Genomic DNA, 23,636 nt, shown 5'->3' on the forward strand with positions numbered 1-23,636 from the left:
GCTGATCGGTCACCTTGCGCTCATGAGACTTGAAGGAAAGCGCGCCCTCGGCGTCGGTTTGGTTTCGGGCGCGCTGGCGGCACTCGCCATGCCGCCCCTCGATTGGTTGCCGCTTGCGGTCGTGGGCATCGTCGTGTTCGTCTGGCTTTGGGACGGCGCGCCGACCTGGAAGGCGGCGCTGTTGCGCGGCTGGGCTTGGGGGCTTGGCCATTTTGCCGTCGGCTCGTACTGGATCGTCGAAGCGTTCTTCGTGCCGCCGGCCGACTTCAAGCTGCTCGGACCGCCGATCGTTCTTGGTCTCGCCGTCCTGCTTGGCTTCTTTCCGGGACTGGCCGCCGGCGCCACGCGTTGGGCCGCCTTGCGCTGGCCATTCCTTGGCGGCCGGTATCGCCGACTCGTGATCCTCGCTGTCGCCTGGACAGCAGCGGAGTGGCTGCGCGGCCATATCTTCACAGGCTACCCTTGGAACCCGCTCGGCCACGTGTGGACGTTCGCAACGCCGCTGCTTCAGGGCGCGGCTGTGGTCGGTGTCTATGGGCTGGGCACGGCAACATTCCTGATTCTTGCTGCGCCCACCGCCGGCTGGCGCGCGTCGATGGTCGCTCTGGCGATCGTCGGCGGTGCAGGTGTTGTCGGTGTCGCGATCATGCCGCCAGTCGGGAACGAGCAGGATGGGCCGGTGGTGCGCATCGTCCAGCCGAACACGGCGCAATCGCTCAAATGGGACCGCGACGCCGCGGTCCGCAATCTCCGACGACTGATCGATCTGTCACATCGTCCCGGTTTCGACCGTGTGGCCGTCGTGCTTTGGCCGGAGACCGCGGTGCCGTTCATCGTGCAACCCGGATCGCCCATCCTGCCGGTCCTGGCCGAAGCCGTTCCACCCAACGGCTACTTGCTGACGGGCGCCGAACGCACCGCTGCCCGATATGGCGACGGTGTCTGGAACTCGCTTCTCGCGATCGACAAGAGCGGCGCCATCGTGGCGCATTACGACAAGGTCCATCTTGTACCGCTCGGCGAGTACATCCCTTTCCACAAGGATCTTCCGCCGCTCACGGGACTGGTCGGTCGCGGCTCCTTCGAGGTTGGTGAGTCGCATCTCACCCTGGCCTTGCCCGGAGTGCCGCCCTTCTCGCCAGTGATCTGCTACGAGGTCATCTTTCCCGGCGCGATCGTCGGTTCCGATCGTCGCCCGAGATGGATCGTGAACGTGACCAACGATGCCTGGTTCGGCGTCTCGAGCGGTCCGTATCAGCATCTCGCCAGCGCACGGCTGCGCTCTGTGGAGGAAGGGTTGCCGATGATGCGTGCCGCCAACACGGGCGTATCCGCGGTGATCGACGCCTACGGTCGGGTGCTCGATTCTCTCGATATGGAGCAGGAGGGGACCATCGACCACGCCCTTCCACCGGCTCGGCCGGCGACCCCGTACAGTCTCTGGCACGATTGGATACTGCTGATCTGGCTCTTGTCTTTGCTGCTACCGGCGGTGCTGAAATTCCCGGCAGGCCGCCTTTATCGCGACAATGCCTCACCTTAAGGCGGCGAGTTCAGGTTAAGCTTGCATTATGAACAAGAGCAGGTAATGTCCTATGCACTCCTGGCGTGTAGATATGCATTTTTGCACAGCTGGGTTTGTGGCACCAAGCACAAGTTAAAGGTGTCTGTTCCGTAGTTCATGCAACGGCGTCGACGTTCTAAAGCCAAGAACCAAAAAAGGATCAGGAGCTATGGCGAGATCGCATCCTGTTGACGTTCACGTGGGAGCGCGCATGCGCCAGCGTCGGACTTTGCTCGGTATGAGCCAGGAGAAGCTAGGGACCGCAGTGGGGCTCACTTTCCAGCAAATTCAGAAATATGAGCGTGGCTCCAACAGGATCGGGTCGAGCCGCCTGTTCGAGTTCGCCAAGGTGCTGGACGTGCCCGTGTCGTACTTTTTCGACGAGATGCCGTCCAACGCCCTGGCCGGTCGGCCGATGTCGGGCCGCGCGCGCAAGGGCGGCTTTGGCGAAGCCGCCACGCCGTTCGAACAGGAGAAGGATCCGCTGATCAAGCGCGAGACCCTCGAACTTGTGCGCGCCTACTACAAGATTCGCGAGGCGCGTGTCCGCAAGCGCATCTTCGAGATGGTCAAGGCGGTCGGCGCCGCCAGCCATGCCGAAGTGCTTGGCGGACGCAAAGGTCGCTGAATAGCCTCAGCAGGCCCTTGATTTCTTGTTTCGTTTGGAGTTTTTTGCGGCGCGGCCTCGATCATCACCGATCGATGCCGTTGCGGACGGATTTGGACGACTTGCCACCGCATGAACAAAGGCTAAGCCGGACGTTGGCGGCTCATCCGCCCTGCCCGGAGGTCCAGTGACATCTGAGGGAGGGCTTGATGACGCTCAAGGACTATATCTTCACCAGTGAATCGGTTTCCGAAGGCCATCCGGACAAGGTCTGCGACCAGATCTCAGATGCGATCCTCGACGCGTTCATTGCCAATGACGTCAAGTTGGGTATTGCCGACGACAGCCATGCCAATACCCGCCTCGGCTGCGAGACCCTGGCCACGACGAACAAGATCGTGATCGCCGGCGAAGGCCGCGCCTCCGAACCGTTCATGCGCAAGTACGACAAGCATACGGTGGTGAACCGCGAAGCGTTGGCGCAGATCGCCCGCGATGTGGTGCGGGACATCGGCTACGATCAGGATGGGTTTAGCTACCATGGCGCCGATGTCGAGGTGCTGCTGCACGGCCAGTCGCCGGATATCGCCATGGGCGTCAACGCCAAGAAGATGAAGGGCAACCTCGGCGAGCAGGAAGGCGCGGGCGACCAGGGCCTGATGTTCGGCTTCGCCTGCCGCGACAGCGAGGAGTACGAGAAGAACTCCTTCATGCCGGCGCCGATCTATTTCTCGCACAAGATCCTCGAGGTGCTGAGCCAGGCACGCCGTTCGGGCGAACTCCCCGATCTGCAGCCGGATGCGAAGAGCCAGGTCACCGTGCGCTACGTCGACGGCAAGGCGGTCGGCGCGGTCAAGGTTGTCGTCTCCACGCAGCATCGGGAAGAGACAGCGAAGGGCAAGAAGTACAATTCGGCGATGGTTCGCGAGATGATCGCGCCTTACGTCGAGAAGTCGCTGCCGGGTGGCTGGATGCCCAAGAAGGCCGCCGATTTCTTCGTCAATCCGACTGGCAATTTCGTCGTGGGCGGTCCTGATGGCGATTGCGGCCTGACGGGTCGCAAGATCATCGTCGATACCTATGGCGGCTACGCTCCGCATGGCGGCGGCGCTTTCTCCGGCAAGGATCCGACCAAGGTCGATCGCTCGGCCGCCTATGCCGCGCGCTACCTGGCCAAGAACGTCGTGGCGGCGGGCCTCGCGGACCGTTGCCTGATCCAGGTGGCATACGCAATCGGCGTCGCCGATCCGATGTCGCTCTACGTCAACACCGAAGGCACGGGCAAGGTCGATGAGCGCAAGCTCGAGAAGGTGCTGGCCGATCTCTTCCCGCTGCGGCCTACCAATATCCGCCGCGGCCTGCAGCTCAACCGGCCAATTTACCGCCGCACCGCCGCCTATGGCCACTTCGGCCGCAAGCCGGATCGCGACGGTGGTTTCTCCTGGGAACGGCTCGATCTCGTGCCGGAACTGAAGCGGGCCTTCAGCGCCCGCTGACGGAATCGGACTTCGTCTAGCCGAGCTCGACGAAGTCCGGATCCTCGAGACGGGCAAGCCGCTCGGATGCCAGCCGGGCGCAGTCGATCAGCAGTGATTTGCGTCGGGCCGCGGCAACGGCTCGACGTGGCGGATGTCGCAGCAATTCGCCGCCATAGGCATCGGCCACGATCAGCCCGACCGGCTCCGGGATGAGCGCCTGCGGAAAATCGACGGGCACCGCGAAATAGAGCTGGTCGCACCAAGCGAGATAATCGGGCCACTTGTTGTCGGCGCGCCAATCCTCGATCGAGGACTTCACTTCGACGATAGTGAGATCACCCCCGGCGCCCACGGCAAAGATATCGGCGCGTCGGCCATCCGGCAGCGGCATCTCGAGAACGACAGACCTGCCGGTCTGGCGCATCAGGCGGCACGCGCCGCGGCATACGGCAATGGTGATTTCCGGTCGCGCCTGGCGGGGCAGGGGCGAAGCCATCGCCTCGACCATTCAGGGAGTCGGCGGAGCGAGCCGCGGCGGTACATCGCTGATCGGTCGCTCGAGAACCGGAGTGAAGGCTGCCGCCAGCGCCTCGGCGCGCTTGCGCTCGGCATCGGACAATTTGGCTGCTGCCTGCTCCTTGGTGGCACGGGCGGCGAGATTGCCGGCCTTTTCGGCGATGAGGAGCCACTTGTAGCCTTCGACCGGATCGGTCTGCCCGGCCAGGCCGCCGAGCAATGCCACGCCGAGAAGTTGCTGCGCCTCAGGCAGTCCCTGCCGTGCCGCTCTCCCATACCACGTCGCCGCTTGAGTGACGTCGCGCGCGACGCCGGCACCGGCGTAATAGGCATTGCCGAGCTTGAACTGGGCGGAGGCGACGCCGGCATTGGCCGCCACGGCATACCAGGCCACGGCATTCTGCTGGATGGTCTGATTGGCAGCTTTGTCTCGCGATGGCCGCGTACGGGCGGTCATGTCTCCCAAGGCCAGCGCCGCTTCAGGCACGCCGTCCTTCTCCGCGATCATCAGCCACCGTTGGGCCGCCAGCGCGTCCTGCTTGGTGCCGTTGCCTTCGGCCAGCGCCAGTCCGTAGCGGAGCGCGGCGAGCGGGTGGCCCTTTTCCGCGGCGCGGCGATAGAGATCGGCTGCCCGCACCGGATCCGCGATGGCCGATCCGTCGTTGTCCTCAGTCGCTCGCGCGAGGGCATAAAGGGCGTACGGATCGTCTCCGGATGCCGCCTTTTCCAGCCAGGCCCGTGCCTGCACCAGATCGCGCGGCACGCCTTGGCCGCGGAAGTACAGGATGCCGAGATTGAGCTGGGCGCGTTGATGGCCGGCATTCGCGGCCTTCTCGAACAGCTGCGCAGCACGGGCATCGTCGCGCGGCAGGCCGCCCAGACCTTGCGCATAGACGACACCAAGCTGAAGGGCGGCTTCCGCCGAGCCGGCGGCGAGCGCCTGTTGGAGCATCTGCACTCCGTCACGAGCATTTCCGCGCTCGATCAGGACCACGCCCAGCCAGGCTCGGGCATCGGGGGTGGAAGCGGCAAGCCTGCGGAAATCGGCCTCGGCAGAGGCGAGATCGCCGGCACGGTAGGTGGCAACGGCATTGCGCAACGCCGGGGACGTACCGGATAGGTCGGCGCCTTGAGCGAAGGCGTGAGAACTCGCGCCGAGCAGCGCCGCGAGCAGCGCCGCCGGGACGATCCTCATTTGGTCTTGAAGGTGTAGGCGGCTGCGGCCGCCTTGGCCTGCTCGATTTCTTCCGGCTTCAGTTCCTGGGCCATCTGGCCCATGAGCTGTTCGGCATTTGGTGCGTTCCAACGCTGCGCGATCGCCAGCCACTTGAACGCCTCGGGGAAGCTTTTCGGTACGCCCTTGCCGTCGGCATAGGCACCGGCCAGTGGAATCATCGCCGGCGTGTAGCCGCGCTCGGCAGCATCGAGCAGCAGGGGGACGGCCTTGTTCATGTCGTACAGCTTCGAGTCCGGATTGCCGTAGACATAGAAGCCGAGCAGGAACTGGGCGCGGGGGTCGCGTTCCTTGGCCAGGTTCTGCAGCGCCTTCTCGGCGGCCGGCATGTCGCCGGACTGCATCGCTTTCACACCGTCCTCGATGCCCGCTGCCGCCGGCCGCGCGAGAGCGGTCAGGAGCAAGCCGGCGCTGCAAACAGCAGAGACGAGTCGGAATGAAGCAGAAACGCGCACAGCTGATCTCCGATGATGGCCAAACGCGCGACGTCTACCATGGAAATGCGGCAGCAACACGCGGTGCGACGCCGAAGCCGGACTCCAGTCCGGCAAGGCCGCGATCGCCCGTGGTCATCGCCCGGTCGTTAACGAAGGCCTGTCATGTATTTGCAGCAGAAGATAGCCACGCGCGGGCATTCCGATTGCCTATCCCACTGTAAATCAAGGGAAATGGGGGCGAGTTGACGGGGTGGAGATGCGTTTGAGCCTGCCCTTTTTTGACTATCTGGTGGCATCATTGCTTCACAAAGCTTAGGAAATACGGGGAGTCCGCCGGACAAGATATGCATTTTTGCAAGTGACGACCGGAGACCCAATTTGTTAGGGTGCGTTCATAAGAAGCGTCGTTGTTCGTTTTAGGTAATTTCCGAAAGGCTTTTAGACCCACACATTGGTCGCGCTTGCGCACCACATCCCAGTTCCCTTAGCCCGCCGGCGGCTCCCCAGGCCGCTCATCGAAGCCCCCTTCCCACACACCCTAAGGCTTCGATAATCCCACACCCAGGCGGGCTCCTAAGGAAGGCCGGTCGTTCCCCAAGCGACCGGCCTTTCATATTTCTGGCCTTTGCCCATCCTGGAATGCCGCCCGCTTGAAATTCCCCGGAATCGTTGCCTCCCAGATATCGCGTAGGGGGCGGGCCACGCCGAGATATCCAAAACTGGCTATCTCGAAAAAAACTATTCAATGAAATCAGGCATTCAATGCGCTGAGATATGCATTTTTGCAGATTACGCGACGCGAAGCGCGTGTTAGTGTCTCGACATTAGAGAGACATTCTTATTTTATCGGTTTTGATATGAAAATTGTCGGCTTCCCGGTTGACGTATCGCGGTCGCAGGACGGCCGTATCGTCCGCGGCCTGCGGACCCGGCAGTCGCTGATCCAGGCGACGCTGGACCTGATCCAGGCCGGCGATATCGAACCGACATCGGCTGCGATCGCCACGATCGCTGGCGTTTCCAGTCGCGCTCTGTTCCAGCATTTCCCCAGCCTTGCCGATCTCTATGCGGCGGCCTTCGATCTCGCGGTTTACCGCGCCTTCGACGGCCATCGCCCCGTCGATCTGGCCGTGCCCCTCTCGAATCGCATCGACCTGCTGGTGTCGGATCGGTCGGAACTGTTCGAGCAATGGCTGCCAGTATGGCATTTCGCCGAGCGTGTCCGCAGCGTGGCGCCCGCTGTCGGCCTTGGCGTGGCCCAGCTGCGCAAGCTCCTGCGCGAACGTCTGGCGGCATGGTTCGCCACGGAACTCGGCAACCTCGACCCCACTTCGCGAGATCTCGTCCTCGACTCGCTGGATCTGGCCTTTGGCCTCGACAGCTGGATGAACATGCGTGAGCAGCTTCGGTTGTCGCCTCTTCATGCTTCCCGCACCTGGCGATTCACGGCGGAGGCCATCGTTCAGCAAGCTCTTACAGTTCCCACACAGCCCGTGGCGGTGGCCTAACCAGCCACCACGGCGAAGCACCCTTCCCACACCCAAAGGCTTCGTCTTCACACCCACACCCCAGCCACGGGCACCCAGGAGGCCGGTCGTTCCCCAAGCGACCGGCCTTTCCTTTTGCCAACAGAAAAGGCGGCGAGAGGACCCGCCGCCTTCGTACAGGCTCCACCCTGTGTCTTGGGCGATCAGTTGTCCTTGGCGCGGAACTTCTGGTGGCAGGCGCCGCAGGCCTTGCCGGTATCCTGGAAGGCGGTGGCGATGGCGGTGAAATCGCCCGAGCCGCCGGCCACGGCAAGCTTGTCGTAGGCCGCGTCGGCCGCCTTGCTGGCCGCCTGGAAGCCGGCCTGATCGCTCCACACGGCCGGCAGCGCCTTGCTGTCCTTGTCCGATCCCGCCGGGAACATCTTCACGAAAGCCGCCTCGAGTTCCTTGAGCTTCGCCGCCTGCTGCACGACGATCTTGGCATCGCCCTTGGAATCGATCACGCCCTTGATCGCGCGCATCGCCGCCGCGGTCTGCTTGCGATTCTCCTGGCGCTGCTTGACCACGTCGGCCTGCGCCACTGCGAGCGTCGCGCTGCCGACGATCGTTCCCGCCGCGAGCATGCCGAAGGCAGCCGCCACCAGACTCCTCTTCCTCATTGCCATCCCCTGTTGTGATCCGAACAGCCGATCGGTGGCCTCGACCCCGCCGGCCGCGTATTTGTTGCAGACTTCGCATTGAATGCGAACAACAGATCTCCGGAATAGTTTCTCACGACTGCGTGTAGTTTGATGGATGGAAGCAGGGGCGAGCGTATGCGACAGGATTCGGGGGCCAGGGGAGCCAAGGGGAACGAGAGCATTCGGGTCTGGGATCTTCCGGTCCGTCTGTTCCACTGGGGCCTCGTGGTCCTCATGACGGTGTCCTATTTCACCGGACGCGCCGGTGGCGACTGGATGAAGTTCCACTTCTGGTCGGGCTACGCCATCCTCACCTTGCTGCTGTTCAGGATCTGCTGGGGATTCGTCGGCAGCACGACCGCGCGATTCTCCGACTTCATCAAGGGACCGGCGGCTACCCTGGCGCATCTCGGCGATCTGTTCAGGCCCGGACGGCCGCGCGAGGTCGGGCACAATCCGCTCGGCGGGCTGATGGTGGTCGTCCTGCTGGTCGCCGTCCTGGCTCAGGTAGCAGCCGGGCTGTTTTCCGCGGATACGGACATGGGCACGGTCAGCGGGCCGCTGGCCAACCTGATCGCCGACAAGTGGGTCGATAAAGCGACCGCGTTCCATCATCTTTGGGTCAAGGTACTGCTGGTCTTGGTCGGCCTGCACGTGCTGGCGGTGTTCGCCTATCTCGTCCTCAAGCGGCAGAATCTCGTGCGTCCGATGGTGACCGGCCGCAAGCCGATGGACGATACGGTCGCTCCCGGCCAGGCGCCGCCGCGCATCAGCTTTGCCTCCGGACGGCTGGCCTTTTCCGTGCTGATTGCCTGTGCGGCGATCGTCTATTTCATCCTTCGGGCCGGGGGCTGAATTCATGGCTGGGGCTCGGCCCCGCACCCTTGCTGCCCGATAGGGTGGCCTCTAGGGTGGCTCAGCACCCGAATGAACCTGGATTTTGCACCATGAAATTTACCGGTACCGACTCCTACGTTGCCAGCGACGATCTGCGCGTGGCTGTGAACGCGGCCATCTCGCTGCAGCGTCCGCTGCTCATCAAGGGCGAGCCGGGCACTGGCAAGACGGTCCTCGCGCACGAAGTCTCGAAGGCGCTCAACGCGCCGCTGATCGAGTGGCACATCAAGTCGACGACCAAGGCCCAGCAGGGCCTGTACGAGTACGACGCCGTCTCGCGCCTGCGCGACAGCCAGCTCGGCGACGAGCGCGTCAAGGACATCAAGAACTACATCAAGCGCGGCAAGCTGTGGGAAGCCTTCACGGCCGAGAACCGCCCGGTGCTGCTGATCGACGAAATCGATAAGGCCGACATCGAGTTCCCGAACGACCTGCTGCTCGAACTCGATCGCATGGAATTCTACGTCTACGAGACGCAGGAAGTGGTGAAGGCCGCGCAGCGCCCGGTCGTGATGATCACCTCCAACAACGAGAAGGAGCTGCCCGACGCCTTCCTGCGCCGCTGCTTCTTCCATTACATCCGCTTTCCCGATCGCGAGACGATGACGCAGATCGTGGACGTGCACTTCCCGGATCTGCAGCGCAACCTGCTGCGCGAGGCGCTGAACATCTTCTACGATATCCGTGAGGTGCCCGGCCTGAAGAAGAAGCCCTCGACGTCGGAGCTGCTCGACTGGCTGAAGCTGCTGATGGTCGAGGACATCTCGCCGGAAGCGCTACGCTCGAAGGACACCAAGCAGCTGATTCCGCCGCTGCATGGTGCGCTGCTGAAGAACGAGCAGGACGTCCACCTGTTCGAGCGCCTCGCCTTCATGGCGCGCCGGGAACAGCGTCAGTAGTTGTGCCCCTCGCTGTAGGATCTCGGTGACAGGAAATGGTGTCATTCCGAGCGCAGCGAGGGATCTTTAATCGGCGCCGCGAAAGATCCCTCGCAGCGCTCGGGACGACACGGATATCGTGAGGGAAGACCATGTTCGTGAACTTCTTCCTCGAGCTGCGCCAGGCCAAGGTGCCGGTCTCCATCAAGGAGTACCTGGCGCTGATGGAAGCGATGGATAAGGGCGTTGCCGCCTACAGCGTCGACGATTTCTACTATCTGTCGCGCGCCGTGCTGGTGAAGGACGAGCGCAATCTCGACAAGTTCGACCGCGTGTTCGGTCATGTCTTCAAGGGCCTCGAGGCGGTGGCGGCGGAAGGCGCCACGGCGGAGATTCCCGAGGAATGGCTGCGCAAGCTGGCCGAGAAGCTTCTCACCGAGGAGGAGAAGAAGCAGATCGAGGCCCTGGGCGGTTGGGAGAAGCTGATGGAGACGCTGAAGAAGCGTCTTGAGGAGCAGCAGAAGCGCCATCAGGGCGGCAGCAAGTGGATCGGCACCGCCGGCACCTCGCCGTTCGGCGCCTACGGCTTCAATCCCGAAGGCGTGCGCATCGGCCAGGACAAGAACCGCGAGGGTCGGGCAGTCAAGGTGTGGGACAAGCGCGAGTACAAGAACCTCGACGACACGGTCGAGATCGGCACGCGCAACATCAAGATCGCATTGCGCCGCCTGCGCAAGTTCGCGCGCGAGGGCGCCGAGGTCGAGCTCGACATGCCCGACACGATCCGCTCGACGGCGCGCAATGCTGGCTACCTCGATATCAAGATGATCCCGGAGCGGCGCAACAAGGTGAAGCTGCTGCTGCTGTTCGATATCGGCGGGTCGATGGATGCGCACATCCGTGTCTGCGAGGAACTGTTCTCGGCCGCGCGCTCGGAGTTCAAGCACCTAGAGTTCTTCTACTTCCACAACTGCCTGTACGAGAAGCTGTGGAAGGACAATCGTCGCCGCCACGTCGACACCTTCCCGACGGCGCAGCTTCTGCACACCTATCCGCCCGACTATAAGATCATCTTCATCGGTGATGCCTCGATGAGCCCGTACGAGATCGCCTATCCCGGCGGCTCGGTCGAGCATTGGAACGAGGAGGCGGGCCAGGTCTGGATCCAGCGCATGGCCGATACCTATCGCAGCATGGTGTGGCTCAATCCGGTGCCGGAGCGGCATTGGAGCTACACCCCGTCGATCCAGCTCCTGCAGCAGCTCACGGCAAACCGCATGTTTCCGCTCACCCTGGGCGGCCTCGACAGCGCGATGAAGGAACTGAACAAGTGACACGAAGTGTCATCCTGAGCCGCCTGAAGATCCCTCGCTTCGCTCCGGATGACACAAGATAATCAAGGAGGAATGCAGATGAAGACCGGGCCGGCGATCGCGGACATCCTGAAGAAGGAAGGCGTCGAGTATCTCTTCGCCTATCCGGTCAATCATCTGATCGAAGCCTGCGCCGCGGTCGACATCCGCCCGATCATCGTCCGCCAGGAGCGCATCGGCCTGCACATGGCCGATGCCATGTCGCGCCTCAGCAAGGGCCGCAGGATGGGCGTCTTCTGCATGCAGAGCGGCCCCGGCTCCGAGAATGCCTATGGCGGCGTTGCCCAGGCCTTCGGCGAGTCCATCCCGGTGCTCGTGATCCCGCAGGGCTATCCCCGGCGCATCGCCCATGTGCCGCCGAACTTCAACTCGACGCTGGCGATGGCCCATGTCGCCAAGCATTGCGAGCCCGTGACCTCGGGCAAGGAAGTGGCGAACATCATGCGTCGGGCCTTCAGCCTGCTGCGCAACGGCCGCGGTTCGCCGGTGGTCGTGGAGCTGCCGGCCGATGTCTATGGCGAGGAGGCGCCCGAGCCGCTGAACTACGAGCCGGTCGTCGTTACCAAATACGGTCCCGATCCTGCCGCCGTGAAGCAGGCGGCGCAGGTGTTGATGGCGGCCAAGCGTCCCGTGATCTATGCCGGCCAGGGCGTGCACTGGGCCGAGGCCTATGCCGAACTCAAGGAACTGGCCGAGCTGCTGGCCATTCCGGTGTGCACCAGCCTCGAAGGCAAGAGCAGCTTCGACGAGACCCATCCGCTGGCACTGGGCTCTGGCGGCCGCGCTTATCCGAAGGCGGTGCGCAGCTTCCTCGACCGCTCGGACGTCATCCTTGGTATCGGCTGTTCGTTCACGGAAACGAACTTCGGCATCTCGATGCCCCAGGGAAAGACCATCATCCACGCCACGCTCGATCCGGCCCATCTCAACAAGGATGTGAAGATCAAGTACGGGCTGGTGGGGGATGCGAAGCTCACGCTTGCCGCGTTGATCGCCGCCTGCAAGGCGGCCGGCGCCACCAAGCGCGATGCATCGGCGGTTGCAGCAGAAATCAAGCAGATCGAGGGCGAGTGGCTGAAGGAGTGGCTGCCCAAGCTCAAGAGCAACGACGCGCCGCTCAACCCCTACCGGGTGCTCTGGGACTTGCAGCATACGGTCGATGTCGCCAACACCATCATCACCCACGATGCCGGCAGCCCGCGCGACCAGCTCTCGCCGTTCTGGAAGACGACAGCGCCGCACACCTATATCGGCTGGGGCAAGACCACCCAGCTCGGCTACGGCCTCGGCCTCGCCATGGGCGCCAAGCTTGCCTGCCCGGACAAGCTCTGCATCAATGTCTGGGGCGATGCCGCCATCGGCTTCACCGGCATGGATTTCGAGACCGCGGTGCGTGAGCGCATTCCGATCATGTCGATCCTGCTCAACAACTTCTCGATGGCGATCGAGCTGCACATCATGCAGGTCTCAACCGAGAAGTACCGCTCGACCGACATCTCCGGCGATTATGCGGCGATGGCCCGCGCCTTCGGCGGCTATGGCGAGCGGGTGACCAAGCTGGAGGACATCGTGCCGGCCATCAAGCGCGGCATCGAACAGACGAAGAAGGGCGTGCCGGCGCTGCTCGAGTTCATCACCTCGAAGGAAGTGACGATCTCGACGCCGAAATGACACCCGGCGGGTGTCATCCCGAGGCGCAGCCGAGGGATCTTTAAGGTCACAGTAAAGATCCCTCGCTATGCTCGGGATGACAACATTGGAGATTGCCATGACCAAGATCCTCACCGCGCTGACCGAGCACGACGTCGCGACGCATGACGGCCTCTGGATGTCGGCGGCCGATGCCGAGCGCGTCATTGGCTGGGTGCTGAAGCCCGAGGGCATGTGCTGGGCCGACGCCTGCGTGCCGATGCCGGCAGCATCGGTGGCCGGGGGCGAGGTCGATGTCGCGGCCTTCTGGAAGAAGCTCGGCGGGCCGGTAATCGCAAGCGACGACCGGATGGTGTGGGCGCTCGGCTCCGCGCCGGAAGAACGCAACGCGGCGCTCGAAGGTCTCGAGGCGCCGGACTTCACGCTGCCCGATGTCGATGGCTTGCCGCGCACGCTGTCACAGCTTAGGGGCAGGAAGGTCTTTCTTGCCACCTGGGCCAGTTGGTGAGGCTGCCGGTTCGACTTGCCCGTGTGGCAGCATCTCTACGATGAACTGAAGGACAAGGGCTTCATGGTGGTGGCCGTGGCGGAGGAGAGCCGTGGCGCCGATCATGCGCGACCCTGGATCGAGCAGGCGAAGTCGAGCTACTGGCAGCTGATCGATACCGAGCACCGGTTGAGCGATCTCTACAATCTCGTGAACGTGCCTCAGGCGATCTGGATCGACGAGGAGGGCCGTATCGTGCGACCGCCGGAGACGGCGGGATCGACCGACCACTTCCGGCGCATGGATCTCAAGACCAAGACGATGTCGCCACAGGACCAGGCCGAACGCCTTGCTGCCCGCGAAGCCTATCTCGATGCCGTGCGCGCCTGGGTCCGAACCGGCCAGCACGCCTTGCCATCGGGAATGGCGCGGGCGGGCCTGCCTCGGGTCACGCCGGAGATCGCCGAAGCCCGGGCGCACTTCCGGCTCGGCGTCTGGTTGCGGCAGCACGGTCGCACGGCCGAAGGTGATCGCCAGATGGCTGAGGCCAGCCGCCTGTATCCGGAGTCGTGGAGCATGTGGCGGCAGGCGGCCGATCTCGACGAGGTCGGCAAGGCCTCCGGCCCGGAGTTCTGGGCGCGGGTCCAGGCGCTGGGGGACAGGCCCTACTATCCGCCACCCAAGCTCTAGCGCATACTCCAGCGCATGAGACTGCGCTGGCGCGATCTCGGGATGCCCCGTGCCGACCGGTCCCACGGCGTGACCGTGGAGGTCATTGGCTGGCCTACGGCTGCGTGGGGCGTCAGCCGCTCCGACCATTTTCTTCTCATGGCAGAAGCGAATTGCTGCGCCGGCTGCGTGCCGGCCAATCCGCTCGCCGTCATCGAAGTGCAGGCCCGCGAGCTGCTCGATTTGGACGCCGGTGTGATGCGCCTCTCGGGCACCTTGCAGGTGGTCGAGGGTGAGCGCGATGCCTGGCGCTATCGACTGTGTGACGCGCGCCCTGTCGGTGGCGTCACGCGCCGTCGCCTGCTCGCCGCGAGTCCGCTGGTCTGCCTGCCGGTGCCGGCGATGGCGCAGACGCCACCTGGCGCCGTCGACATGCACACGCATGCCGGCAACATCATTCGCGCAAGCTACGGTCGCGACACCCTGCTCGACGTCGCCGGGCCGATGCGCACGGGCGGTCTGGCGGTGATCTGCCTTGCCATCGTGGCCGACGGTCCGATCATCCAGGTGTCCAGCGGCCGTCTGCGCCCGGGTCGCGAACCTCGACCGGGCGAGCTCTACGAATTCAGCAAGACGCAGTTCGCCAAGGTCCATGATCTGGCGCGTGGCCAATCCATGGCCATCATCCGATCGGCGGCCGAGCTGCGCGCCGCCCAGGCCAGTCAACCTGCCGTGATCGTGACATCCGAAGGCGGCGATTTCCTCGAAGGCAAGATCGAACGTCTCGACGAGGCCTATCAGCGCTGGCAGTTGCGCCAGCTTCAGCTCACCCACTACCGGCCCAATGAACTGGGCGACATCCAGACCGAGCCCGCGGTGCATGGCGGCCTGACGCCTTTTGGCGCCGACGTCATCCGTCGCTGCAACCAGCTGGGGATCGTCGTCGATGTGGCCCACGGCACCTACGAGCTGGTGAAGGCGGCGGCGTCGGTCACGACCAAGCCGCTGTTGCTTTCGCATACGGGGCTGACGCAGCGCCCCAGTCCGTGGACCCGTCTCATCACGCCCGACCACGCCAAGGCGATTGCGGCGACCGGCGGTGTGGTCGGCATCTGGCCCGTGAACTCGATCGCGGCCATCAGCTCCTATGCCGAGGGCATCTTCCGCATGGTCGACCAGATCGGCGTCGATCATGTCGGCATCGGCACCGATCAACTCGGTCTTCTCGGCCCCAGTTCTCTGCCGAGTTACGCGGACCTGCCGCAACTCACTGCTGCCCTCCGCGCCCGCTTCAATCTCGACGAGACCGCCAAGCTTCTGGGCGGCAACTATCAGCGGATCTTCGCGGCCAGCTTGGCGTGACGGTGACCAACGCGCACGGCGTGTGATCGGATGAGCTTCACGACGCTGTGAAGTGGCGCGAGCGAATGCGCCTTCCAACGGTCATCGTCGCGCGCTACCGTTTTTCCTCATCCGCACAACGCTCCAATTGGGGAGATCGCCATGGCCGTCCTGAACGTCAATGGGAAGTCTCTTGAGGCCAATGCCGATGCGCGCACGCCGTTGCTCTGGGTGTTGCGCGATACGCTCGGTCTCACCGGCACCAAGTATGGTTGTGGCATCGCCCAATGCGGGGCTTGCACGGTGCTTATCGACGGCGTCGCCACGCGCTCCTGCCAGGTGCCGCTCAATTCGGTCGGTCGCAAAAAGATCACGACCATCGAAGGGCTGGCCCAGGACAGCAAGCTTACCAAGATCCAGCAGGCGTGGCTCGAGCTCGACGTGCCTCAGTGCGGCTATTGTCAGAGCGGCATGATCATGGCCGCGACGGCGTTGCTCGCGGCCAAACCGCAGCCGACCGACGCCGACATCGATGCTGCCATGACCAACATCTGTCGCTGCGGCACCTACAAGCAGGTGCGCGAAGCGATTCACGCCGCCGCCAAGGCCTGAGGGAGGAGCGCATGACGATCCAGACTTCGCTCGGCCGCCGCAGCTTTCTCGTCAAGACCGCCGCTGTCGTCGGCGGCCTGTCCCTTGGCTTCCGCATTCCGGCCGATGACGATGCGGCCGAGGCAGCCGAGATCAAGGAGATCAACGCCTGGGTGGTGATCCATCCCGACGACAAGGTCGTGATCCGCATCGCCCGCTCCGAGATGGGGCAGGGCACGCTGACCGGCCTGGCCCAGCTCGTCGCCGAGGAACTGGAATGCGACTGGAGCAAGGTCACGACCGAGTTTCCAACCCCGGGCGAAAACCTGAAACGCAAGAGAGTCTGGGGCGAGATGGGCACTGGCGGCAGCCGCGGCATCCGCACCAGCCACCAGTATGTGCGTGAAGGCGGCGCTGCCGCGCGCGAGATGCTGATCGCGGCCGCGGCGGCGGAATGGAAGGTGCCAGCCAGCGAATGCACGGCTGCCAACAGCGTCGTCACGCACACAGCATCGGGCCGGAAGCTTGGCTACGGACAGCTGGCTATGGCGGCCGCAAAGCTCGATCCACCGAATGCCGTAAAGCTCAAGGACCCCAAGGACTGGAAGCTGATCGGCAAACCGCTGAAGCGACTCGATACCCTGGATAAATTGACCGGCAAGCAGGTCTACGGCATCGACATGCGCCTGCCGGGCATGCTGATCGCCACGATCAAGGCCTGCCCGGTGCATGGTGGCAAGCTCAAGAGCTTCGACGCTGCCAAGGTCGAGAAGATGCCAGGCGTGAAGAAGGTCGTGCCCGTCGACGGCAATGCCGTGGCGGTCGTGGCGGACACCTATTGGAATGCGCACACCGCGCTCGCGGCGCTGCCGGTCGAATGGGATGCGGGCAAGCTCGGCCAGGTCCAGCAGGACGACGTCACCGCGATGCTGAAGGAAGGTCTTGACGCCAACGAGGCCTTCATCGGCAACAAGGCGGGCGATGCGAAGGCGACCATCGCCGGCGCCGCCAAGAAGGTCGAGGCGACCTACAAATTTCCCTGGCAGGCCCATGCCTGCATGGAGCCGATGAATGCGACGGCGCTGTACACGCCCGAGAAGTGCGAGGTGTGGTGCGGCACCCAGAACGGCGAGGCGGCGCTCGCGGCCGCGGCCGAGGCAGCCGAGCTGCCGGTCTCGAAGTGCGAGGCCTACAAGTTGATCCTGGGCGGCGGCTTCGGTCGCCGCGGCCGCGCCGATTATGTGCGCCAGGCCGTGCTGATCGCCAAGCAGATGCCGGGCACGCCGGTCAAGATGATCTGGTCGCGCGAAGAGGACATGACGCAGGACAGCTATCATCCCACGACCATGTGCAAGATGACGGCGGGTCTCGATGCCGAGAACAAGCTGGTGGGCTTGCATGTGCGCATCTCGGGACAGTCGATCCTTGCCGCGCTCTCGCCGCAGAGCCTGGAGAACGGCATGGACTCGCGGGTCTTTCAGGGCTTCATGCCGGGCGGCCCGGAGGCGGCCTACGGCTACACCGTGCCCAATCTCCTGATCGACCACGCCATGCGCAACCCGCATGTGACGCCCGGCTTCTGGCGCGGCGTGAACACGAACCAGAACGCCATCTACATGGAATGCTTCATGGACGAGGTGGCCGAAGCGGCGGGCCAGGATCCGCTCGACTTCCGGCTGAAGATGCTGAAGCCAAAGTATGCTGCCGTGCTCAAGGCCACGGCCGACAAGGCCGGTTATGGCAAGAAGCTGCCCGACGGTCATTTTCACGGCCTTGCCCAGATCATGGGCTACGGCAGCTACGTCGCTGGCATCGCCGAGATTTCCGTGAGCAACGATGGCGTGCTCAAGGTCCACAAGATTACCGCCGGCACCGATCCGGGTTATGGCGTCAATCCGTGGCTGATCGACCGGCAGGTCGCAGGTTCGTTCGTCTACGGTCTCTCGGCGTCTCTCTATGGCGAGATCACCATCAAGGACGGGGCCGTCGAACAGACCAACTTCGATAGCTACAACGTCATGCGCATGGACGAGATGCCGGAGGTCGAGACGGTTCTGGTGCCGTCCGGCGGTTTCTGGGGCGGTGTCGGCGAGCCGACCATCGCCGTGGCGGCGCCGGCCGTGCTCAATGGCATCTACAAGGCGACGGGTAAGCGTATCCGAGAACTGCCGTTGATGAACCACGACCTCAGGAAAGGGGCTTGATCCTCCCGAGGTTGTTGGTGGCGCTGGTGGCCATGTTCGGGCTCACCAGTGCCGTCGACGCCGCCGAAGTGCCGGCCGGGGCGTGGTCCTGCACCAGCTGCCATGCCCGCTCGCCAGCTTCGGGGACATCCCTTCCAGTTGTTGCCGGTCGCCCTGCTGCCGAGATCGGCGGCATCATGCGGGAGTTCAAAAGTGGGGCGCGTCCCGCTACGGTGATGGGACGCATTGCCCGCGGCTTCAGCGACGCCGAGACTGACGCTATTGCCGAATGGTTCGCAAAGCAGGCCAACTGAGCACGTATGTCCACGCGCCGTCGCATCCTTGTCGGGCTGACCGCGTCCGCTGTTGTCGCGCCGGCGATCGTGCGCGGGCAGGGGGCAGCCAAGGTAGTGGTCGTCGGCGGGGGTTTTGGTGGCGCAACCTGCGCGCGGTTTCTCAAGGGACTGGCGCCGGACATGGCCGTGACGCTGGTCGAGGCCAACAAGACCTATACCGCCTGCCCGTTCAGCAACGAGGTGATCGCCGGTCTGCGCGGCATCGGGCAGCAGCAGTTCGGTTATGACGGCATCGCGCGTGCGGGCGTGACCGTCGCTTCCGTTGCGGCGACGGCGGTCGATCCGGGCGCGAGGACGGTCACGCTCGCCGATGGCGGCAAGCTCTCCTACGACCGGCTGGTCGTGGCGCCCGGCATCGACTTCGATTGGGCGGCGCTGCCCGGGTACGACGAGGCGGCGGCGCAGCGGATGCCGCATGCCTGGAAGGCCGGCGAGCAGACCGTCCTGTTGCGCCGGCAGCTCGAGGCCATGGCCGATGGCGGACTGGTTGTGATCTCCGCTCCGGCAACCCCTTATCGCTGCCCGCCGGCGCCCTATGAGCGGGCCAGTCTGATTGCCCATTCTCTCAAGGCCAGCAAGCCGAGATCCAAGGTGCTGGTGCTCGATGCCAAGGACAGCTTCTCGCAGCAGCCGTTGTTCCAGAAGGCCTGGTCCGAGCTCTATCCCGGGCTGATCGAGTGGGTATCGCTGAGCCAGGGTGGCAACGTCATCTCGGTCGAGCCGGCGACCCTGACCGTCAACACCGACTTCGACAAGCACAAGGCCGATGTCGCCAATATCATCCCACCGCAGAAGGCCGGCGGTCTGGCACGGCTGGCTGGCGTCGCCGACCGGACCGGTTGGTGTCCGGTCGAGCCGGTAGCATTCGCATCGACTCTGCAACCGGATATCCATGTGTTGGGCGATGCTGCATTGATGGGCGCCATGCCTAAGGCCGCCTTCTCCGCCAGCGCCCAGGGCCAGGTCTGCGCCGCGGCCATCGTTGCCAGTCTGGCCGGCCAGCCGGCGCCGGACTCGCGCCTGATCAGCACTTGTTACAACCTGGTGGCGCCGGACTACGGCTTCTCGCTGGTCGGCGTTTACCGGCCCGAGAAAGGACAATTGCTGGAAGTGCCGGGCGCGGGCGGCGCCAGTCCGATCGACGGCGATGCGGCGCTGCGCGCCCAGGAAGCGCGCTATGCAGACGACTGGTTTCGTGCGACGACGGCTCAGATCTTTGGCTGATTGACCATGCGCCTGCGCTTCATCCTTCCGCTTGCCGTCGTCGGCGCCGTCTGGGCGGTTTCTGCCATGGCCCAGGAGGAACTTCGTCCCTACGTCATCGTCGGCGATTCGATACCCGATTCGCTCACCGGCCTAAGCGGCGATGCAGAACGCGGTCGAGCGATCGTCGCCAGTCGCACGGCCGGTCTGTGCCTGCTTTGTCACAGCGCACCCATTCCGGAGGAACGCTTCCAGGGCAATCTGGCCCCTAATCTGGCCGGAGCCGGCTCACGCTGGAGCGAGGGCCAGCTTCGGCTGCGGCTGGTCGATGCATCGCGCCTGAATCCCAACACGATCATGCCGCCTTATTATCGGCTGGATCGCCTGCACCGTGTGGCGCGGGGGTTCGAGGACAAACCCATCCTGAGCGCAGGGCAGATCGAGGATGTCGTGGCCTATCTGGTGAGCCTGAAGGAATGACGCGATGAGCAGTCTTCCGACGCGACGCCACTTCCTTGTCGCCGCCGCGACGGTGACGGTGATTCCGTTCGCGCCGGCGCTGGCCACGCCCGAGAGTCTGGCCGCCGCGATCAAGGAGGTGGTGGGCGAGGTGGAAGTCCGGTCCGGTCGCGTCAAGCTCGACATCCCGCCGCTGATCGAGAACGGCAACGCGGTGCCGCTGACCGTGTCGGTCGAGAGCCCGATGACCGACGCCGATCATGTGAAGGCCATCCATGTCTTCAATGAGAAGAACCCGCAGCCGCATGTCTTCAACGCCTGGCTCGGCCCGCGCAACGGCAGGGCCGTCGTCGGCACGCGTATCAAGCTTGCCGACACCCAGAAGGTCGTCGCCATTGCCGAGACCAGCACCGGCCAGTTCTGGAGCGCCAGCGCCGACGTGATCGTGACCATCGCCGCCTGCGTCGAGGACGTGAAGTAATGGCCAACGTCCTCATCAATGCGCCCAAGACCGCGCGCAAGGGCGAAACCATCGAGGTCAAGGCGCTGATCCTGCATCCGATGGAGACTGGCTTCCGGCCGGGCACCAACGGCACCATGATCCCGCGCAACATCATCCAGGACTTCATCGCGACCTGGAACGGCATCGAGATCTTTCGCATGCGGATGTCGCCAGCCATCGCCGCCAATCCCTACGTGTCGTTCTTCACTGTCGCCTCGGAGAGCGGCACGATCCGCTTCCGCTGGAGCGGCGACAACGACTTCTCGGCCGAGGGTTCGGTGACGGTCGCGGTGACTTGAGCCGATGGCCCTCGTGACATGAACAGAAGATCGTGCGCCCTGGCGCTGGGGATGGTGTTCCTGGCGTCGTTCGCCGCCGCGCAAGGCGGTGCCGAGGATCGCCGCTCGGGCTACCAGGATATGGGCGCGGCGCTGCAGAAGATGCAGGACGACGACACCGCCAATCCGGCCATGCTGTTCGTTCAGGCCGGCGAGGCACTGTGGAAGCAGAAGGCCGGCGCCTCCGACAAGGCCTGTGCCGATTGCCATGCCGCCGGCAGCATGAAGGGCGTAGCCGCCCGCTATCCCGCCTTCACGCCCGGCAGCGACAGGCCGGTCGATCTCGACGGCCGCATCAACCTCTGCCGCACGACGCAGCAGAAGGCCCCGGCTTTCGGGCCGGAGAGCCAGGAACTGCTGCAGCTTTCGGCCTATCTTGCCCTGCAGTCGCGCGGCCTGCCGATCGCCCCGCCGGACGATGCGCGCCTGACGCCGGTCCGCGCCGAGGGCGAGCAGCTGTTCAAGGGCCGCCAGGGCCAGCTCAATCTCTCTTGCGCCGACTGCCACGACGACAATGCCGGCAAGAGCCTGGGCGGGGCCACGATCCCGCAGGCCCATCCCACCGGCTATCCCATCTACCGTCTCGAATGGCAGACGCTGGGCTCGCTCAAGCGCCGGCTGCGCAACTGCATGATCGGCATGCGGGCCGAGCCGTTCGCGTACGACGCGCCGGAGTATGTCGCGCTCGAGGCCTATCTCATGCAGAGGGCCAAGGGCATGACGATGGACGCACCGGCGGTCAGGCCATGAGGCGCCGCGCGGTCGTCTCGTGGCTGGCAGGCGCCACGCTGATCGCCTCGACCTCGGCCAGGTCACAGGAGGTCACCCTGTCCTTCGGCACGACGTCGGCGGAAGGCGGCAACGTGCCCTTGTACAGTGCGGCGCTGCTCGAGGCGCTGAAGACAGTCGATCCCGCGCTCGAGATCCGCGCTGTCCCGACCAAGGGGGCGTACGACAATGTCGAGCAACTGAAGCGCGGCGACATCGATCTCGGCCTGGTGTCGGGCGAGATTGCGCATGAAGTCTTCGCCGCGGCGGCACCCGAGGGCGAGCGACTGCGCATCATCAGCGCGACCTATCCGACTCCCGGCCTGTTCGCCGTGCGCGCCGACAGCCGGTTCCGGCACATCAAGGATCTCGTCGACCGGCCCGTGGTGTGGAACCGCAAGGACTCCGCCGCCATGGTCCAGGCGCGCTACGTCATGGGCGCGCTCGGTCTCGACATCGATCGCAACTTCCAGGCGATCTATCCGGAGCGCTTCGCCGACGCGGCGCCGCTGGTGCTTGCCGGCCATGCGGCGGCGATGTGGGGCAGCGGCTTTCGCTGGCCGCCCTTCGTCACGCTGACCGATTCGGCCGTTGGCGCGCGCTTCATTGCGCCGGTCGAGGACGAGATCGTGCGAATCGCGGCCAACTATCCGTTCCTGGAGCCGCTGACGGTGCCGGCGCGGCTCTATCCCGGACAGTACGACCCGATCGAGACCGTCGGTTCCTGGAGCTTCATCCTGGCGCGGCCGGACTTGTCCGATGCCACCGGCTATCGCTTGGCCTTTGCGTTCCATCGCGCTGAGAATGCCGGCCTTCGGACCAAGCAGCTTCTCTATACGACGGTGAAGAACACCCTTGCGGCGACGCCGAGTCTTGGCCTGCTGCAGTCGGGCGTGGCGCGGTACTTTCGACGCTGCGGCGCGCTCGATTAGGCGCCAGCAGGAAAAACTTCCTTCCGGGCTGACGGGCGAAGACTTTCCTTCTCCTCCTCCCCTTGCAATCGACCAGGCCATTTCATTGAGGGTGGTGCAGAGAGGGCAGTAAAGTGAAGCATGTTCTCGCTTGCCAACGATCTCGTTTCCCGCGCCGCGCGCTTGTTCGCCGTCGGTCGCGACGAGCAGGGCCTTTGGGCCGTGACCACGCGCGGTCGCATCGTCGGCGCGCTGGTCTGTAGTGGCGGCGATTGGCGCCTGTCGTGGTCCGGCGATGCCGATCCGCGGCTGGCCAATTATGCCGGCGCGATCGACGGCGACGTCGAGGACCTGGCCCAGGCCCTCAGCCTGCGCCTCGGCGCGCCGGTGAGGTTCGACGCGGTTTCGGGCTGAAGACCGGTTGAGTTTGGACGCCGGCCGCCCGACAGTGGGCGACGAAGCCCCATAGGATTCCGATACATGGATGCGATTGACCGGAAGATCGTGGCCCTCCTGCAGGAGGATGCCAGCCTGTCGCTGGCGCAGATTGCCCACCGCGTAGGCCTGTCGCAGAGCCCGTGCTGGAAGCGCATCCAGCGGCTGGAGAAGACCGGCGTCATCCTGAAGCGCGTGGCGCTGGTGTCGCCCGAGGCGATCGGCCAGGGACTGACCGTGTTCGTGTCGATCGAAAGCGGCGATCATTCGTCGGCCTGGCTGTCGAAGTTCGCCCAGACCGTGACGGCGATGCCCGAGGTGATGGAGTTCTATCGCATGGCCGGCGACATCGACTACATGCTGCGCGTGGCGGTGCCGAACATGCAGGCCTTCGACACCTTCTACAAGAAGCTGATCGACAGCATGCCGCTCAAGAACGTCACCTCGCGCTTCGCCATGGAGCGCATCAAGTCGACCACCGCCTATCCGATCCCGCTCGAACCGCGAAATCTGCGCGATCCGAAGAAGAAGATCTGAGCGCGGCCCCATGGACGGCCGGGCCGGCCCGGCGCTACGGTCGTGCCCTGCACGC

General features: G+C 64.5%; 26 protein-coding genes. 22 read left to right on the top strand and 4 right to left on the bottom strand.

The window, feature by feature from the left end; all coding sequences use genetic code 11:
- Positions 1–22: 22 nt before the first annotated feature.
- From lnt to metK, 3 genes are all read left to right on the top strand, one after another.
- Positions 23–1,543, top strand: coding sequence for an apolipoprotein N-acyltransferase (lnt, locus tag B5D62_RS17820; protein WP_085935276.1), 1,521 nt, complete (start codon positions 23–25; stop codon positions 1,541–1,543).
- Between the two features lie 232 nt (positions 1,544–1,775).
- A complete protein-coding gene (locus B5D62_RS17825) occupies positions 1,776–2,192 on the top strand; it encodes a helix-turn-helix domain-containing protein (protein WP_231714852.1) in 417 nt (138 codons plus the stop codon).
- Between the two features lie 188 nt (positions 2,193–2,380).
- Positions 2,381–3,667, top strand: coding sequence for a methionine adenosyltransferase (metK, locus tag B5D62_RS17830; protein WP_085935278.1), 1,287 nt, complete (start codon positions 2,381–2,383; stop codon positions 3,665–3,667).
- Between the two features lie 16 nt (positions 3,668–3,683).
- Here the strand turns inward: metK and B5D62_RS17835 are convergent, their stop codons facing one another.
- Genes B5D62_RS17835 through B5D62_RS17845 form a run of 3 tightly spaced genes read right to left on the bottom strand, consistent with a single transcriptional unit; the run spans position 3,684 to position 5,803 of the window.
- Complete coding sequence (locus B5D62_RS17835) at positions 3,684–4,145, bottom strand: MmcB family DNA repair protein (RefSeq protein ID WP_085935441.1); 462 nt, start codon at positions 4,143–4,145, stop codon at positions 3,684–3,686.
- A 12-nt stretch (positions 4,146–4,157) separates the two neighbouring features.
- Entirely contained in the window at positions 4,158–5,360 is a 1,203-nt protein-coding gene (locus tag B5D62_RS17840; RefSeq protein WP_085935279.1) for a tetratricopeptide repeat protein, read from the bottom strand.
- Positions 5,357–5,803: an SEL1-like repeat protein gene (locus B5D62_RS17845; RefSeq protein ID WP_139373947.1), complete on the bottom strand. Its 447-nt coding sequence runs from the start codon at positions 5,801–5,803 to the stop codon at positions 5,357–5,359. The genes B5D62_RS17840 and B5D62_RS17845 overlap by 4 nt, the downstream gene beginning before the upstream one ends.
- A gap of 890 nt (positions 5,804–6,693) precedes the next feature.
- Here B5D62_RS17845 and B5D62_RS17850 point away from each other — a divergent pair.
- Complete coding sequence (locus B5D62_RS17850) at positions 6,694–7,344, top strand: TetR/AcrR family transcriptional regulator (protein WP_085935281.1); 651 nt, start codon at positions 6,694–6,696, stop codon at positions 7,342–7,344.
- 182 nt (positions 7,345–7,526) lie between these two features.
- Here B5D62_RS17850 and B5D62_RS17855 read toward each other — a convergent pair whose 3' ends face one another.
- Positions 7,527–7,982: a c-type cytochrome gene (locus tag B5D62_RS17855; protein ID WP_170920997.1), complete on the bottom strand. Its 456-nt coding sequence runs from the start codon at positions 7,980–7,982 to the stop codon at positions 7,527–7,529.
- Between the two features lie 156 nt (positions 7,983–8,138).
- Here B5D62_RS17855 and B5D62_RS17860 point away from each other — a divergent pair, with 156 nt between their 5' ends.
- The 18 genes from B5D62_RS17860 (at position 8,139) to B5D62_RS17945 (ending at position 23,581) form a co-directional block, all read left to right on the top strand.
- Positions 8,139–8,858 (top strand): cytochrome b/b6 domain-containing protein, encoded by a 720-nt coding sequence (locus B5D62_RS17860; RefSeq protein WP_085935283.1) that lies wholly within the window; start codon positions 8,139–8,141, stop codon positions 8,856–8,858.
- A gap of 92 nt (positions 8,859–8,950) precedes the next feature.
- Positions 8,951–9,799, top strand: a complete 849-nt coding sequence (locus tag B5D62_RS17865) for an AAA family ATPase (RefSeq protein WP_085935284.1) — start codon at positions 8,951–8,953, stop codon at positions 9,797–9,799.
- 131 nt (positions 9,800–9,930) lie between these two features.
- Complete coding sequence (locus tag B5D62_RS17870) at positions 9,931–11,112, top strand: vWA domain-containing protein (protein ID WP_085935285.1); 1,182 nt, start codon at positions 9,931–9,933, stop codon at positions 11,110–11,112.
- A 78-nt stretch (positions 11,113–11,190) separates the two neighbouring features.
- Complete coding sequence (locus tag B5D62_RS17875) at positions 11,191–12,822, top strand: thiamine pyrophosphate-requiring protein (RefSeq protein ID WP_085935442.1); 1,632 nt, start codon at positions 11,191–11,193, stop codon at positions 12,820–12,822.
- A 97-nt stretch (positions 12,823–12,919) separates the two neighbouring features.
- A complete protein-coding gene (locus B5D62_RS34475; protein ID WP_085935286.1) occupies positions 12,920–13,309 on the top strand; it encodes a peroxiredoxin family protein in 390 nt (129 codons plus the stop codon).
- Between the two features lie 15 nt (positions 13,310–13,324).
- The gene (locus tag B5D62_RS34480; protein ID WP_139373948.1) at positions 13,325–13,978 is read left to right on the top strand and encodes a TlpA disulfide reductase family protein; all 654 of its coding nucleotides are present in this window, start codon (positions 13,325–13,327) and stop codon (positions 13,976–13,978) included.
- Between the two features lie 15 nt (positions 13,979–13,993).
- The gene (locus tag B5D62_RS33790; RefSeq protein ID WP_085935288.1) at positions 13,994–15,319 is read left to right on the top strand and encodes a dipeptidase; all 1,326 of its coding nucleotides are present in this window, start codon (positions 13,994–13,996) and stop codon (positions 15,317–15,319) included.
- A 141-nt stretch (positions 15,320–15,460) separates the two neighbouring features.
- Complete coding sequence (locus tag B5D62_RS17895) at positions 15,461–15,910, top strand: (2Fe-2S)-binding protein (RefSeq protein ID WP_085935289.1); 450 nt, start codon at positions 15,461–15,463, stop codon at positions 15,908–15,910.
- A gap of 11 nt (positions 15,911–15,921) precedes the next feature.
- Positions 15,922–18,093: a xanthine dehydrogenase family protein molybdopterin-binding subunit gene (locus B5D62_RS17900; RefSeq protein WP_085935290.1), complete on the top strand. Its 2,172-nt coding sequence runs from the start codon at positions 15,922–15,924 to the stop codon at positions 18,091–18,093.
- A complete protein-coding gene (locus tag B5D62_RS17905) occupies positions 18,090–18,386 on the top strand; it encodes a c-type cytochrome (protein ID WP_218191114.1) in 297 nt (98 codons plus the stop codon). The genes B5D62_RS17900 and B5D62_RS17905 overlap by 4 nt, the downstream gene beginning before the upstream one ends.
- Before the next feature lie 6 nt (positions 18,387–18,392).
- Positions 18,393–19,652: an NAD(P)/FAD-dependent oxidoreductase gene (locus B5D62_RS17910; protein WP_085935291.1), complete on the top strand. Its 1,260-nt coding sequence runs from the start codon at positions 18,393–18,395 to the stop codon at positions 19,650–19,652.
- Positions 19,653–19,718: 66 nt separating this feature from the next.
- Positions 19,719–20,111 (top strand): sulfur oxidation c-type cytochrome SoxX, encoded by a 393-nt coding sequence (gene soxX, locus B5D62_RS17915; RefSeq protein WP_231714862.1) that lies wholly within the window; start codon positions 19,719–19,721, stop codon positions 20,109–20,111.
- 4 nt (positions 20,112–20,115) lie between these two features.
- Positions 20,116–20,571 carry a SoxY-related AACIE arm protein gene (locus B5D62_RS17920; RefSeq protein WP_085935292.1) on the top strand — a complete coding sequence of 152 codons (456 nt, stop codon included), beginning with the start codon at positions 20,116–20,118 and terminating at the stop codon, positions 20,569–20,571.
- Positions 20,571–20,891, top strand: a complete 321-nt coding sequence (soxZ, locus tag B5D62_RS17925; RefSeq protein WP_085935293.1) for a thiosulfate oxidation carrier complex protein SoxZ — start codon at positions 20,571–20,573, stop codon at positions 20,889–20,891. The genes B5D62_RS17920 and soxZ overlap by 1 nt, the downstream gene beginning before the upstream one ends.
- A gap of 18 nt (positions 20,892–20,909) precedes the next feature.
- Positions 20,910–21,680 carry a sulfur oxidation c-type cytochrome SoxA gene (soxA, locus tag B5D62_RS17930; RefSeq protein ID WP_085935294.1) on the top strand — a complete coding sequence of 257 codons (771 nt, stop codon included), beginning with the start codon at positions 20,910–20,912 and terminating at the stop codon, positions 21,678–21,680.
- Entirely contained in the window at positions 21,677–22,630 is a 954-nt protein-coding gene (locus B5D62_RS17935; protein WP_085935295.1) for a TAXI family TRAP transporter solute-binding subunit, read from the top strand. The genes soxA and B5D62_RS17935 overlap by 4 nt, the downstream gene beginning before the upstream one ends.
- A gap of 120 nt (positions 22,631–22,750) precedes the next feature.
- On the top strand, positions 22,751–23,023 hold the full coding sequence (locus tag B5D62_RS17940; protein WP_085935296.1) for a hypothetical protein: 273 nt from the start codon (positions 22,751–22,753) through the stop codon (positions 23,021–23,023).
- Positions 23,024–23,089: 66 nt separating this feature from the next.
- Positions 23,090–23,581 (top strand): Lrp/AsnC family transcriptional regulator, encoded by a 492-nt coding sequence (locus B5D62_RS17945; protein WP_085935297.1) that lies wholly within the window; start codon positions 23,090–23,092, stop codon positions 23,579–23,581.
- Positions 23,582–23,636 lie beyond the last annotated feature (55 nt).

Origin of the sequence: Enhydrobacter aerosaccus (assembly GCF_900167455.1) — a bacterium.
Lineage (GTDB): Bacteria > Pseudomonadota > Alphaproteobacteria > Reyranellales > Reyranellaceae > Reyranella > Reyranella aerosaccus.